Source organism: Mycobacterium paraintracellulare (assembly GCF_000276825.1).
Classification (GTDB): domain Bacteria; phylum Actinomycetota; class Actinomycetes; order Mycobacteriales; family Mycobacteriaceae; genus Mycobacterium; species Mycobacterium intracellulare.
Map to the genome: position 1 here is coordinate 2675962 of NC_016948.1, position 13087 is coordinate 2689048.

Genomic DNA, 13087 nt, shown 5'->3' on the forward strand with positions numbered 1-13087 from the left:
TCCGATGGAGGCACCCACTATGACCGCGCACTTGAGCTACGTCGAGGCCGTGGTGGTCGGCGCGTTCCAGGGCGTCACCGAGCTGTTCCCGGTCTCGAGCCTCGGGCACGCGGTGTTGGTGCCGGCACTCGTCGGCGGGCGGTGGGCGCAGGACCTCAGCGTCTCGGCCCCCCACTCGCCCTACCTCGCGTTCATCGTCGGCCTTCACGTCGCCACCGCCGCCGCCCTGCTGCTGTTCTTCTGGCGCGACTGGCTGCGCATCCTGTCGGGGTTCTTCTCGTCGCTGCGGTATCGCCGCATTCAGACGCCCGACGAGCGGCTGGCGTGGCTGATCGTGGTGGGCACCATCCCGGTGGGCCTGGCCGGCCTGGCGCTCGAGCAGCTGTTTCGGACCACGCTCGGCAAACCGATCCCGGCGGCGACGTTCCTGTTGCTCAACGGCATCGCCCTGTACGTGGGCGAGGTGCTGCGCCGGCGCATCGCGCCCGCGCCCGCGCCGGGACAGCCGGCGCCGTCCGATGCGGAGCTCGAACACGGCGACGAGGCCTCGGATCAGCGGCTGGCGCAGCTCCCGCTGCCGCGCGGCCTGGTGATCGGGGCCGCGCAGATCCTGGCCCTGTTCCCCGGTATCAGCCGGTCGGGGATCACGATCGTCGCCGGCCTGTGGCGCGGCCTGTCGCACGAGGACGCCGCGCGCTTCTCCTTCCTGCTCGCGACGCCGATCATCCTGGCGGCCGGGGTGTACAAGATCCCGGAGCTCTTCGGGCCGCTGGGCGCCGGCATCGGCGGCCAGGTGCTGGCGGGCAGCGTCGTTTCGTTCGTCTGCGCCTACCTTGCCGTGCGCTTCCTCACCCGCTATTTCCAGACCCGGACGCTGACCCCGTTCGCGATCTACTGTGCCCTGGCCGGCGCCGCCAGCCTGGTGTGGCTGGCCGTGCGCTGAACCTCGCCCGGTCCGACCGGTTGTTGCGCGGCCGGACTTCGAGTGCTGTGCTTACCGGATTGTCTAGTTGACACCCGTCAAGAATCTGGAAGGCACCGCACATGGCAGACACGGGTTCCCTCGGCCTCAAGGTCCGCGGAAAGGTCATCGTCATCACCGGCGGAGCGCGGGGAATCGGGCTGGCCACCGCGACCGCGCTGCACAATCTGGGCGCCAAGGTCGCCATCGGCGACGTCGACGGGGTGCGGGTGAAGGAGTCGGGCGCCGACCTCGGACTGGACGTCTACGGCAAACTCGACGTCACCGACCCGCACTCCTTCGCCGATTTCCTCGACCAGGTCGAACGCCGGCTCGGCCCGATCGACGTGCTGATCAACAACGCCGGCATCATGCCGGTCGGCCGCATCGTCGACGAGCCGGACGCGGTCACGCGGCGGATTCTGGACATCAACGTCTACGGCGTGATCCTGGGCAGCAAGCTGGCGGCCCAGCGCATGGTGCCCCGCGGCACAGGCCACGTCATCAACGTCGCCTCCCTGGCCGGGGAGCTCTACATCGTCGGCCTGGCGACCTACTGCGCCAGCAAGCACGCGGTGGTCGCGTTCACCGACTCGGCGCGGCTGGAGTACCGCTCGGCCGGGGTGAAGTTCTCCGCGGTGCTGCCGACGTTCGTCAACACCGAGCTCACCGCGGGCACCAACGGGGCCAAGGGCTTCCGCAACGCCGAGCCCGCCGAGATCGCCGACGCCATCGTCAAGCTGGTGGCCCACCCCAAGCCGCGGGTGCGGATCACCAAGGCCGCGGGGGCGATGGTGGTGTCCCAGAAATTCTGGCCGCGCCGCATCGCCGAGGGCCTCAACCGGATGCTCGGCGGCGACCACGTCTTCACCGACGACGTCGACGTCGAAAAGCGGCAGGCGTACGAAGCCCGCGCCCGCGGCGAGGAGTAGCGGGAGGGATCGGTGGGAACAATCGGTGAGATGACCCACGCAACCGCGCTCTCCGACGACGAACTCGCCCTGATCGACAAGTACTGGCGTGCCGCCAATTATCTGTCGGTCGGGCAGATCTACCTACTGGACAACCCGCTGCTCACCGAGCCGCTGACCATCGATCATGTCAAACCGCGGTTGCTGGGTCACTGGGGCACCACCCCCGGGCTCAACCTCGTCTACGCGCACCTGAACCGGGTCATCCGCCACCGCGACGCCGACGTCATCTACGTGACCGGGCCGGGGCACGGCGGACCGGGGCTGGTCGCCAACGCCTACCTGGAAGGCACCTACAGCGAGGTCTACACGGGCATCGAGGAGGACACCGAGGGCCTGCGCAAGCTGTTCCGGCAGTTCTCCTTCCCCGGCGGCATCCCCAGCCACGTCGCGGCCCAAACGCCGGGATCCATCCACGAGGGCGGCGAGCTCGGCTACGCGCTGGTGCACGCCTACGGCGCCGCGCTGGACAACCCGTATCTGGTGGTGGCCTGCGTCGTCGGTGACGGCGAGGCCGAAACCGGGCCGCTGGCCGCCAGCTGGCACTCCAACAAGTTCCTCAACCCCGTTACCGACGGCGCCGTGCTGCCGATCCTGGCGCTCAACGGCTACAAGATCGCCAACCCGGCGGTGCTGGCCCGCATCCCGCACGCCGAACTGGAATCGCTGCTGCGCGGCTACGGGTACCGCCCGATCACGGTCGCCGGTGACGACCCGGCCGATGTGCATCGGCAACTTGCCGCCGCCCTCGACGACGCCTTCGACGACATCGCCGCCATCCAGAGTGCGGCCCGCGGCGGCAACGGGGTCGAGCGGCCCGTGTGGCCGATGATCGTGCTGCGTACCCCCAAGGGCTGGACCGGGCCAAAGATGGTGGACGGCAAGAAGGTTGAGGGCACCTGGCGCTCACACCAGGTGCCGCTGGCCGCGACGCGCGACAACCCCGAACACCGTGCCCAGCTCGAAGAGTGGCTGCGCAGCTATGGGCCCGGGGAGCTTTTCGACGAAAACGGCCGGCTGCGGCCGGAGCTGCGGGCGCTGGCGCCCAGCGGGGATCGCCGGATGAGCGCCAACCCCCACGCCAACGGCGGGCTGTTGCTGCACGACCTCGACCTGCCCGACTTCCGCGACTACGCCGTCGCCGTCGAGCGACCGGCGGCCGTCACGCACGAGGCGACCCGGGTGCTGGGCGGGTTCCTGCGCGACGTGATCGCCCGCAACAAGGACCGATTCCGGCTCATGGGGCCCGACGAGACGGCCTCCAACCGGCTCGACGCCGTCTACGGATCGACCGACAAGGTGTGGCTGTCCGAGATCGAGCCCGACGACGAGCACCTGGCGCCCGATGGTCGCGTCATGGAGGTGCTGTCCGAGCACCTGTGCCAGGGCTGGCTGGAAGGCTACCTGCTGACCGGGCGGCACGGCCTGTTCAACTGCTACGAGGCGTTCGTGCACATCGTCGACTCGATGCTGAACCAGCACGCGAAATGGCTTGCCACCAGCCGGGAATTGCCGTGGCGGCGGCCGATCGCGTCGCTGAACTACCTGCTGAGCTCGCACGTGTGGCGGCAGGACCACAACGGGGCGTCCCACCAGGACCCGGGGTTCATCGACCTCGTCGCCAACAAGCGGCCCGAGCTCACGCGGGTGTACCTGCCGCCGGACGGCAACACGCTGCTGTCGGTGGCCGATCACTGCCTGCGCAGCCGCGACTACATCAACGTCATCGTCGCCGGCAAGCAGCCCGCGCTGGCCTATCTCGACATGGATGAGGCCGTCGCGCACTGCACCCGCGGCCTGGGCATCTGGGAGTGGGCGAGCACCGCGACCGACGACCCCGACGTCGTGCTGGCGTGCGCCGGGGACATCCCGACACTCGAGACGCTGGCCGCCGCCGACATCCTGCGCTCCGAGCTGCCGGAGCTGGCCGTCCGCGTGGTCAACGTTGTCGACCTGATGCGGCTGCAGCCCGACACCGAGCACCCGCATGGCCTGCCGGACCGCGAATTCGACGCGTTATTCACCCCGGACAGGCCGGTGATCTTCGCCTACCACGGCTATCCGTGGCTGATCCACCGGCTGACCTACAGCCGCACCAACCACGCGCATATGCACGTGCGCGGCTTCAAGGAACGCGGCACCACGACGACGCCCTTCGACATGGTGATGCTCAACGATTTGGACCGCTTCCATCTGGTCATGGATGTCATCGACCGGGTCGACGGATTGGCCAGCCGCGCCGCCATGCTGCGGCAGCGCATGGTCGACGCCCGCCTGGCTGCGCGGATGTACACCCGCGAGCACGGGGAGGACGACCCGAAGATTTCGGGGTGGACCTGGGGCCCGGGCGACTGAGATTCGCATGACGGCAATCGCATTGGCCCGTCGCGCCGTGGGCCGCCGGTAGACTGGCCGGATGCATGAGGCCGGCACAGTCGACGTTCACCCTGTGGCGTCCCAGCCTTCGGCGCTGCACCGGTTCCGGATACACCTGGACATCGCCGTCGTCGTCGTGGTTCTCGTCCTGACGGATTTGATCGCGCATTTCACCACGCCATGGGCGAGCGTCGCGACCGTCCCGGCCGCCGCCGTCGGGCTGGTCATCTTGATGCGGTGCCGCGGTTTGGGCTGGGCGGACCTCGGCCTCGGGCGCGAGCACTGGAAGCCGGGACTGGGCTACGCGCTGGCGGCCGTGGCGGTGGTGGCCTCGGTGATCGCGGTCGGCGTGCTGCTGCCGGCGACCCGGCCGATGTTCCTGAACAACCGCTACGCCACGATCTCGGGCGCGATGGTCGCCTCGATGGTCATCATCCCGCTGCAGACCGTCATCCCCGAGGAGCTGGCGTTTCGGGGCGTCCTGCACGGCGCGCTCAATCGGGCGTGGGGTTTTCGCGGGGTCGCGCTGGCGGGCTCGCTGCTGTTCGGGCTGTGGCACGTGGCCACGTCGTTCGGACTGACCAGCAGCAACGTGGGGTTCACCCGGCTGTTCGGCGGCGGGATCGTGGGAATGGTGGCGGGGGTGGCCGGCGCCGTGGTGGCGACGGGAGCGGCGGGGTTCGTCTTCAGCTGGCTGCGCCGGCGCAGCGGCAGCCTGATCGCGCCGATCGCGTTGCACTGGTCCCTGAATGGGCTCGGTGCGCTCGCCGCCGCGTTCGTGTGGCACCTGTCCACCTGAGAACGGTCACACCAGCAGCACCGCCGCGCCCGCGATGCGCCCGGCGCTCAGATCCGTCAACGCCCGATCGGCTTGTCCGAGAGGATATTCGGGCGTGGTCACCTCGATGTGGTGCTCGCCCGCGAAATCGAGGAAGGCCCGCGCGTCGGCCCGGGTGTTGGAGGTGACCGACCGGACCTGGCGTTCCTGAAACAGGTGACGCTGGTAGTTCAGCGCCGGGATATCCGAGAGGTGGATCCCGGCGATCGCCAGCGTGCCACCGCGATCCAGCGCCTGCAGCGCGGGCAGCACCAGATCACCGACGGGAGCGAACAGGATCGCGGCGTCCAGTGGCGCCGGGGGCGGATCCGCCGCGCCTTGTGCGGATGCGGCACCGAGTTCCAACGCCAGCTCGCGGGCTCGGGCTCCGCGCGTCATCACGTGCACCTCGGCGCCCTGCGCGAGGGCGACCTGCGCGGTGATGTGCGCGCTGCCGCCGAAGCCGTAGAGGCCCAGCCGTCCGCCGGGCGGCAGGTCGGCGCGAAGCAGCGAGCGGTAACCGATGATGCCCGCGCACAACAACGGGGCGAGTTCGCTGTCGCTGTACCCGCCGGGCAGGGGGTGCGCGAAAGCGGCAGGGACGGTGGCGAATTCGGCGTAGCCGCCGTTGGCGTCCCAGCCGGTGTAGTGGGATTTCGGGCAGAGGTTCTCGTCGCCGCGGCGGCAGTACTTGCACACGCCACAGGTGTGGCGCAGCCAGGCGATGCCCACCCGGTCCCCCACCCGGAACTCGTCGCCGGCCTCGGCGCCTAGTTCGACGACCTCCCCCACCACCTCGTGCCCGGGCGTGACCCGCTCGCGGTGGACGGGAAGGTCGCCTTCGGTGACGTGCAGGTCGGTCCGGCACACCCCGCACGCTCGCACGGCCACCAGCAGTTCGGACGGGCCCGGCCGTGGCACCTCGGTGGTGACCTGCTCGAGCGGGCCGGTATCCATCGGCCCGGGTCGACGAACGCGCCAGGCGCGCATTGCCGTGGTGGTCACCGGTGATGCCATCGCTCCATCATGCCGCTAACCACCACGGCCGCAACGGGTTCGGCGGCTAGGTCCTGCGGACCATGCCGACGATCCAGAGCAGGAGCAACGAGCCGAGCAGGGCGGTGAAGAAGGTGAAGAAATAGCCGCCGCTGGCGGTGTCGACGAAGAAGCTCAGGATGAAACCGCCAACCAGCGCGCCCACAATGCCGATCACGATGTCCATCAGGATCCCGGCTCCGCTACCGCGGATGATCTTGCTGGCGATCGCACCGGCGATACCACCGATGATGATGTAACCGATCCAGCCGACGCTGGTGAGCGTGCTTGATCGAGCGAGGAATTCCGTAGCTGCCATGATGTCCATTGCGGGTCTCCTTGCACTCGCTGGCAAAGCCCAGCGCTTTGCTGGGCCGTCACTTCGGTATACCCAGTTTGGGTCACGAAACGAGTGCCGAATCGGAGACGGTTGACCAACCGGTTTTCCGTCGGCCTATATCAGGCCGAGCGAGTTTGCTGCGGTGCCGGCGCGGGAGTGGGGCTGACCTCCACGGCCGGCGCCTGGCCCGGGACCGGTGCCCCCGGAGCCGCCGGCGCTGCGGGAGCCCCAGGTGCGGGAGCCGGGGCGGGCGCCCCAGGAACCGCCGGTGCCGGCGCGGGCGCACCAGGAACCGCCGGTGCGGGCGCACCCGGAGCCGGCGGGGCTCCCGGAGCCGCCGGCGGTGTCCAGGCCTGGATCGACTCGGTGAGCGCCTTGGCCGCGCCCCGGTCCACCGGGTCGTTGGAGGTTCCGAGCCACACCACAAACCAGCGTTGCGCGTTCCCGCCGTTGGCCGAACCGATCACGCCCGTCCAGATCTGGCCGTTCGGCTTGGAGGCGTCACTGAATTTGACTTCGTAGTACGACCCGCTCCCGGTGCTGCCGTTGGCGCCGGCGAGCGGGGTGCTCTCCTGGTTGATCCGCGTTCCGGGATAGGGCATGAAGAACTCACCCATGTCCGAACCCAGCCGCACCGCGGCCTTGGCGTTGTCGGCTTCCGCACTGGCGTAAAGCTTTTGGTCGAGGCGACCCATCACGATGCGGGTGTCGTTGGCAACCTGCGGCGGTTGGTCGGGCATCGGCGGCGGGCCGGTCACCTTGCTCAGCAGCGCCGAACCGTAGTCCAGGTGGGAAGCGTCCGACTCGACCCAGCCGGCGGGCAGGACGTAGCTGAATCCACCCACGGCGTTGTTGATCCGCCCCGCGTTCGGGTCGACGGGCGGTGGTGGCGGCGCGTTGGGGTCGACGGGCGGTGGTGGGGGCGCGTTGGGGTCGACGGGCGGTGGCGGTGCCCCGTTGGGGGCCACGGCCGGTGGGACCGCGTTGGGATCACCCGGTGCCGGTTGCCCATTCGGCGCCGGAGCCGCCGGCGCGGCCGGAGCCGCCGGAGCGGCGGGTGCCGCCGGAGCCGCGGGAGCTGCGGGAGCGGCCGGAGCCGCCGGAGCGGCCGGGCTCGGCGGGACGGGGGTCGGGACTTCGGGATCGGCGCTCGAGGTCGCCGGCAACGCGATGGCGAGTGCGCTGGCACCACTCATCGTGGTGATCGCCAGCGTCGTCCACAGTCCTTTGCGGCGTGTCGAAATCGGTTCCACCTGCTCCATGGCGACGAACCTACCGTGTTACGGCTGTGACGCAAGGAGCTTTGCGGACTATTGCAGCGCAGTTGTGTCGATGTTGCCAATGTGCAACCTGCCGACTGCCTTGCGGACGGCGGACGCCGCCGGGCACTCCGCCGCCGGCGCTCAGTGCGCGGCCGGATACAGCGTCACCTCATGGGCTTTCACGGAGAACCACACCCGGTCCCCCGGCGCCAGCCGCAACTCCGCGGCGGCGTCCGCGGTGATCTCGGCGGCCAGGCCGGGGGCGCCATCGGGTTGCTGGGCGCCGCGCACCAGCACCGCCGACCCGCGGACATCCATCTCCGCCACGGTGACTTCCACGGCGTTGCGGGGGCTGCCGTGCGGCCGGTCGCGATAGACGGCGACCACCGTGGGCGCGAACACCGCGATCGCATGCTGCTCGGGTGAGACCAGTTCGCCCCGCTCGGGTGGGGCGGCGTACCAGCGGTCGCCGCCGACCGCGACCAGCGAGCCGTCGCGGTCGACCGTCCCATTGACCAGGTTGACACCGGCGATGCGGGCCGCGAAATGGCTGCGCGGCGCGGTGAGCACGTCGGGCACCGGCCCGATTTCGGCGACCTTGCCGGACTCGAGCACCAGCACCCGATCGGCCAACGTGAACACGTCGAGCAGGTCGTGGGTGACCAGGATCGCGGCGCAGCCGCTGCGGGTGACGACCTCGCGCAGCACCGCCCGGATCGCCGCGGCCGCGGCGACGTCGAGCCCGGCCAGGGGCTCATCGAGCAGCAACACGTCGGGTTCGGCCGCCAGCGCCCTTGCGATGGCGACCCGCTGAGCCTGCCCGCCGGAGAGCTGTCGCGGTTTGCGGTCGGCGAGCCGCTCGGCGTCCACCTCGCGCAGCCAGCGGGATGCCGTCGCTTTCTGCGTCGCGCGGGCCGGACGCAGGCTCGCGCGACGACTGTGCGGTCCGAAAGCGACGTTGGCGGCAACGGTCATGTGGGGGAACAGCAATGCGTCTTGCAGCAGCAGCCCCACTCGGCGGTCGTGCGTCGGGACGTCGATCCCGGCCGCGGTGTCGGTCAAGACCCGATCGCCCAGCCGCACCGTCCCGTGGTCGGGTCGAAGGAGGCCCGCGATGACATGCAGGACAGTCGATTTGCCCGCGCCGTTGGGCCCGAGCACCGCAAGCACCTCCCCCGCGGACACCGAGAACTCCACATCCACCTGGCGGTCGGCGACGACCGCGCGCAGCTGCAATTCGCTCATGGCCCGGCCCTACCTCGCGTCCGCCCCGGTCAGCCGGCGTGTGCCCAGCCCCAACACCACCAGGGCCGCCACCACGACCAGCAGGAGCGACAACGCCACGGCCGCGTCGGCGTCAGTCACCCGCTGCAAATAGATCTCCAGCGGCAGCGTGCGGGTCACCCCCTGCCGCGAGCCGGCGAAGGTCAGGGTGGCGCCGAACTCTCCCAGCGAGCGGGCGAACGCCAGCACCGCGCCCGACGCGACTCCCGGCCCCAACAGCGGCAAGGTGACGCGCCACCAGACCGCACTGGGCCGCGCCCCGAGCGTCGCGGCCACCACCTCGAAGTCGGCCCCCGCGGTACGCGCCGCGCCCTCGAGGGAAATCACCAGGAACGGCAGCGAGACGAACGTCTGCGCCAGCACCACGGCGGTGGTGCTGAACGCGATGCTGATGCCCGCGGCCTCGAGGTACTGGCCGAGCAGTCCGAGCCGCCCGAACGCATAGAGCAAGGCGATGCCCCCGACGACCGGGGGCAGCACCAGCGGCAGCAGGATCAACGGCCTCAGCAACCGCACCAGCCGCGCCGTGCTGCGCGCCAGCACCAGCGCCATCGGCACGCCCAGCGCCACGCACAACACCGTGCTGGCGGTCGCGGTCCGAAGGCTGAGCGCCAGCGCGGTGCGCGACGAGGGGCTCGTGATCAGCGACCAGAAATGCGGCCAATCGACCTTCACCGCGACGGCCAGCAATGGCAGCCCCACGAAGGCGGTCCCGACGGCCGCGGGCAGGTACACCCAGCGGGGCAGATCCGTGCTGTGCGCGCTAATACCCAGCCTCCTGCCGACGGCCACCTCGACAACTCCGCGGAACCCGCTCACCCGCTCCTCGCATTACACCGGAACGGCGTGCTCGGCGCGCCGCAGTGGGGGCGGGACCCGCCGACGCCGGCGGTAAGTGGTGGCCCGATGACTGGTGGTCAGCCGGTGCGCGAGAATGGTTTTGCGCGGCGATCGCCGCGGGTAGCCGGAAGGTCACCGTCAGGACGAAGGTGCTTGGATGCCATCTGAACAGGCGCCGCCCCCGCCCAAATCGGCGCCGGGCTGGTACCCGGATCCCGCCGGGGTAGGCCATGGGCTGCAACGGTATTTCGACGGGACCAATTGGACCAGCGAATGGGCCTTCGCCACGGAGCCGCCCAAGAAGGGCCTTTCCGGGAAGGTGGCCCTGGCGCTGTCTGTACTCACCGTGCTGGTTCTCCTCGTGATCGTCGGCAAAAGCTGGGGTTTCGAACGAAACGACAGCCAACTGCCCTCGTCCGCGCCGTCGACACCGACCGAGGCGGCGCCGTCGACGCCGGCCGGTCCCAAGAAGCCCGACGGCGTCACCTTCACGACCACGCAAAGCCCGGACGGCGAAATCGTCGACGCCCGATTCGCCATTCGAGACAACTACACCGAGCTGCTGATCAAAGACGGTGCGCGGCTGGACACCATCGACATTCTCAGGTACGCCCGAGCGACCTACCCCGACGCTTCCGCCGTGAACGTTCAAGGCACGTTCCCGATGACCGACCCGTACGGCAACACCTCGACCCAGGTCGCCATCGACCTCACCTACTCGCGGGAGACGTTGAACAAGATCAACTTCGACGGCGTGACCAAGAACAGCATCTGGGAGATCCGCGATTCCGGCTCGATTCTTCCGGCCTTCCAGCCCTAACCGAGGGCGTTCGCCGAGTTGCGGTGAGGACGACGGTCAGGGCCTGGCGAAGCCGGCCTGCGCCAGGATCTGCTGGCCGGCCGCGGAGGTCACCAGGTCGACGAACTTCCGCGCCTGGGATGGATGCGCGGCCTTGTTCAGCACCGCGATGGGATAGACGTTCACCGCGCCGGCGGCCTCGGGGAAGGTCACGGTCGCGACCCTGCTCCCGGCCGTCTTGGCGTCGGTGACGTAGACCAGCGCGGCGTCGGCCTGGCCGCTGGTGACCTTGTTGAGGGCGTCCGTCACGCTGAGTTCCTCGCTGACCGGGTTGAGCCGCACCCCGGTGCTGTCTTCGACGCGATGGGTGGCCGACCCGCACGGCACCGGACGTTGGCAGGTCACCACGTTCAGCCCGGGCTTGGCCAGATCGGCGAAGGATCCGATCTGCTTCGGGTTGCCCGGCGCGGTGACGATGACCAGCGTGTTCGACGCGAAGGTCCGCGGGGCGCCGCTGAGCAGGCCCGCCTTGCTGACCGTGTCCATCTGCGCGGTGTCGGCCGACGCGAAGACGTCGGCGGTCGCGCCCTGCGTCAACTGGGTGGCCAGCTCGGAGGAGCCGGCGAACTCGAATTCGACGCCGCTGCCCGGGTTTTCGGCCGTGAACTGCTGGCCCAGCCGGGTGAACACCGGCTTGAGCGACGCGGCGGCGAACACCATCACTTTCCCGGACGCCTGCGGCGACTGCGCCGGCGGCGGCGTGGACCCGCACCCGACCAGCCCCGCCACCAACATCGCCGAAACCAACCCGGTCCGGAACCCGATCCGACGCATGGATGCACCCTAGCCCGCCGACGATGCGGTCCCCCTGGCGGCCGAATCGCCGCAAAAAGTGACGCACAAATAGTTACCCAAGTGATCCGCGCGTCGCGGCCGCAAAAATTTCGCCAGCTAGCTACTGTCCAGTAACATATACGGGGATTGACGCCATAACGCGCTGAGGTCCCAGGCAGAGGAGGTCATGGCAGTGGAGGTACTGGTTACCGGCGGAGACACAGAGCTGGGGCGCGCGGTGGCCGAGGGCTTCCGCGATGACGGCCACAAAGTGACCCTCGTGGGCGCGCGCAAGAGCGATCTGGAGATCGCCGCCAAGGAACTCGAGGTCGAGGCGATCGTCTGCGACACCACCGACCCGGCCAGCCTCGAAGAGGCTCGCCCGCTGTTCCCCCACCACCTGGACACCATCGTCAACGTGCCGGCGCCCACCTGGGAGGCCGGCGACCCGCGCACCTACTCGATCGCCGACACCGCAAACGCGTGGCGCAAAGCGCTTGACGCGACGGTGCTTTCGGCGGTGCTGACGCTGCAGACCGTGGGCGATCATCTGCGCTCGGGCGGGTCGATCATCAGCGTGGTACCCGAGAACCCGCCGGCGGGCAGCGCCGACGCCGCAATCAAAGCGACGCTGGCGAATTGGACCGCCGGGCAGGCGAGCGTCTTCGGCACCCGTGGAATCACCGTCAACGCCGTCGCCAGTGGGCGCAGCGCCCAGGCGGGCTACGACGGACTCACCCGCACCCCCGCCCCGGTGGCCGCCGAGGTCGCCCGCCTGGCGCTGTTCTTGACCACATCGGCGGCACGCCACATCACCGGTCAGACGTTGCACGTGAGCCACGGCGCGCTGGCTCAGTTCGCCTGAGGCGTAACCCGCGCCCGTCGCAAACCCTTTTCCCGTGCCCGGCCGATCGCTACGGTGATCAGCGTCGTCGAGGAGGCCGGCGCGGCGCTGCGCCCGCTCGTCGGGCTGTAGGCCCTACGCGGCTCGCGGATTCGTCGTGGCGCGGTAATACTTCCCGAATAGCGTTTACCTGCGCCACGGTCGCGCAGCGCAGAAGAAAAGCCGGGGAGGCCATGAATAAACGAGCATGGGCCGCGCTTGCCGTCGGCGTGGCGTTGGCCCCGGCCCCCCTCGCGCATGCCGACGACAACTGGATCGCCATGGCGATATCGGACTCCACCGGGCACATCAGCATCGCCGATGGCGCGGCCAGCCAGGGCGCAGCCGAAAAGGCGGCCATGGATACGTGCCGCAAGAGCATCAGCGACTGTCGTCTGCTGGCCAGCGGCCAGGGCGGCTGCGTGGCGCTCGCCTTGAACGGGGCCAAATCCCGATATTTCGGGGGCTGGGGTCCGACGCGCGAGGACGCCGAGGCGGCGGCGCTGGCGCGCGCACCCGGCGGAACGGTCCAGGCCGGCCACGACCACTGCGCGGGAGAAGGCGCCCCCCAGTGACGGCCACGCGATGCGCGGCGCTGCTGTCTCTGCGGGATTGATAACTTCACCACAGTGCCGGTCGACGACCAGGCGTGATGCGCACGGTGTGGTTGATTACACATGTTGCG

General features: G+C 69.8%; 13 protein-coding genes. 7 read left to right on the plus strand and 6 right to left on the minus strand.

All coding sequences use genetic code 11. The features are described 5' to 3' along the window. Positions 1 to 19: 19 nt before the first annotated feature. The 4 genes from OCQ_RS12455 to OCQ_RS12470 all read left to right on the plus strand — a co-directional run bounded on the left by OCQ_RS12455 (position 20) and on the right by OCQ_RS12470 (position 5107). Positions 20 to 943 (plus strand): undecaprenyl-diphosphate phosphatase, encoded by a 924-nt coding sequence (locus OCQ_RS12455; protein ID WP_014382608.1) that lies wholly within the window; start codon positions 20 to 22, stop codon positions 941 to 943. Positions 944 to 1044: 101 nt separating this feature from the next. Further along, positions 1045 to 1893 (plus strand): SDR family oxidoreductase, encoded by an 849-nt coding sequence (locus OCQ_RS12460; protein ID WP_014382609.1) that lies wholly within the window; start codon positions 1045 to 1047, stop codon positions 1891 to 1893. 30 nt (positions 1894 to 1923) lie between these two features. Continuing rightward, entirely contained in the window at positions 1924 to 4287 is a 2364-nt protein-coding gene (locus OCQ_RS12465; protein WP_036459069.1) for a phosphoketolase family protein, read from the plus strand. A 61-nt stretch (positions 4288 to 4348) separates the two neighbouring features. Next, positions 4349 to 5107 (plus strand): CPBP family intramembrane glutamic endopeptidase, encoded by a 759-nt coding sequence (locus OCQ_RS12470; protein WP_036459070.1) that lies wholly within the window; start codon positions 4349 to 4351, stop codon positions 5105 to 5107. Positions 5108 to 5113: 6 nt separating this feature from the next. On the opposite strand, the gene OCQ_RS12475 is transcribed toward OCQ_RS12470, so the two are convergent. The 5 genes from OCQ_RS12475 to OCQ_RS12495 form a co-directional block, all read right to left on the minus strand. Further along, complete coding sequence (locus OCQ_RS12475; RefSeq protein WP_014384746.1) at positions 5114 to 6142, minus strand: zinc-binding alcohol dehydrogenase family protein; 1029 nt, start codon at positions 6140 to 6142, stop codon at positions 5114 to 5116. Between the two features lie 46 nt (positions 6143 to 6188). Then, positions 6189 to 6488 (minus strand): GlsB/YeaQ/YmgE family stress response membrane protein, encoded by a 300-nt coding sequence (locus tag OCQ_RS12480; protein ID WP_008256923.1) that lies wholly within the window; start codon positions 6486 to 6488, stop codon positions 6189 to 6191. A 131-nt stretch (positions 6489 to 6619) separates the two neighbouring features. Then, complete coding sequence (locus OCQ_RS12485; RefSeq protein WP_014384747.1) at positions 6620 to 7762, minus strand: alanine and proline-rich secreted protein Apa; 1143 nt, start codon at positions 7760 to 7762, stop codon at positions 6620 to 6622. Positions 7763 to 7903: 141 nt separating this feature from the next. Then, positions 7904 to 9007, minus strand: coding sequence for a sulfate/molybdate ABC transporter ATP-binding protein (locus OCQ_RS12490; RefSeq protein ID WP_014380167.1), 1104 nt, complete (start codon positions 9005 to 9007; stop codon positions 7904 to 7906). A gap of 9 nt (positions 9008 to 9016) precedes the next feature. Then, entirely contained in the window at positions 9017 to 9814 is a 798-nt protein-coding gene (locus OCQ_RS12495; RefSeq protein WP_179300665.1) for an ABC transporter permease, read from the minus strand. A gap of 229 nt (positions 9815 to 10043) precedes the next feature. On the opposite strand from OCQ_RS12495, the gene OCQ_RS12500 reads away from it, so the two are divergent. Continuing rightward, positions 10044 to 10706, plus strand: a complete 663-nt coding sequence (locus OCQ_RS12500) for a DUF2510 domain-containing protein (protein WP_014382616.1) — start codon at positions 10044 to 10046, stop codon at positions 10704 to 10706. 36 nt (positions 10707 to 10742) lie between these two features. Here the strand turns inward: OCQ_RS12500 and modA are convergent, their stop codons facing one another. After that, on the minus strand, positions 10743 to 11519 hold the full coding sequence (modA, locus tag OCQ_RS12505) for a molybdate ABC transporter substrate-binding protein (RefSeq protein WP_014382617.1): 777 nt from the start codon (positions 11517 to 11519) through the stop codon (positions 10743 to 10745). 187 nt (positions 11520 to 11706) lie between these two features. On the opposite strand from modA, the gene OCQ_RS12510 reads away from it, so the two are divergent. Together OCQ_RS12510 and OCQ_RS12515 are read left to right on the plus strand one after the other, a co-directional pair. After that, positions 11707 to 12384, plus strand: coding sequence for an SDR family oxidoreductase (locus OCQ_RS12510; protein WP_008256934.1), 678 nt, complete (start codon positions 11707 to 11709; stop codon positions 12382 to 12384). 212 nt (positions 12385 to 12596) lie between these two features. Then, a complete protein-coding gene (locus tag OCQ_RS12515) occupies positions 12597 to 12977 on the plus strand; it encodes a DUF4189 domain-containing protein (RefSeq protein WP_014384749.1) in 381 nt (126 codons plus the stop codon). The last annotated feature ends 110 nt before the right edge of the window (positions 12978 to 13087 follow it).

Coding starts and splice junctions, on each gene's coding strand:
- OCQ_RS12455 (WP_014382608.1), top strand. CDS start 20: ATGACCGCGCACTTGAGCTACGTCGAGGCCGTGGTGGTCGGCGCGTTC.
- OCQ_RS12510 (WP_008256934.1), top strand. CDS start 11,707: ATGGCAGTGGAGGTACTGGTTACCGGCGGAGACACAGAGCTGGGGCGC.
- OCQ_RS12515 (WP_014384749.1), top strand. CDS start 12,597: ATGAATAAACGAGCATGGGCCGCGCTTGCCGTCGGCGTGGCGTTGGCC.
- OCQ_RS12485 (WP_014384747.1), bottom strand. CDS start 7,762: ATGGAGCAGGTGGAACCGATTTCGACACGCCGCAAAGGACTGTGGACG.
- OCQ_RS12475 (WP_014384746.1), bottom strand. CDS start 6,142: ATGGCATCACCGGTGACCACCACGGCAATGCGCGCCTGGCGCGTTCGT.
- OCQ_RS12465 (WP_036459069.1), top strand. CDS start 1,924: ATGACCCACGCAACCGCGCTCTCCGACGACGAACTCGCCCTGATCGAC.
- modA (WP_014382617.1), bottom strand. CDS start 11,519: ATGCGTCGGATCGGGTTCCGGACCGGGTTGGTTTCGGCGATGTTGGTG.
- OCQ_RS12470 (WP_036459070.1), top strand. CDS start 4,349: ATGCATGAGGCCGGCACAGTCGACGTTCACCCTGTGGCGTCCCAGCCT.
- OCQ_RS12490 (WP_014380167.1), bottom strand. CDS start 9,007: ATGAGCGAATTGCAGCTGCGCGCGGTCGTCGCCGACCGCCAGGTGGAT.
- OCQ_RS12500 (WP_014382616.1), top strand. CDS start 10,044: ATGCCATCTGAACAGGCGCCGCCCCCGCCCAAATCGGCGCCGGGCTGG.
- OCQ_RS12460 (WP_014382609.1), top strand. CDS start 1,045: ATGGCAGACACGGGTTCCCTCGGCCTCAAGGTCCGCGGAAAGGTCATC.
- OCQ_RS12480 (WP_008256923.1), bottom strand. CDS start 6,488: ATGGACATCATGGCAGCTACGGAATTCCTCGCTCGATCAAGCACGCTC.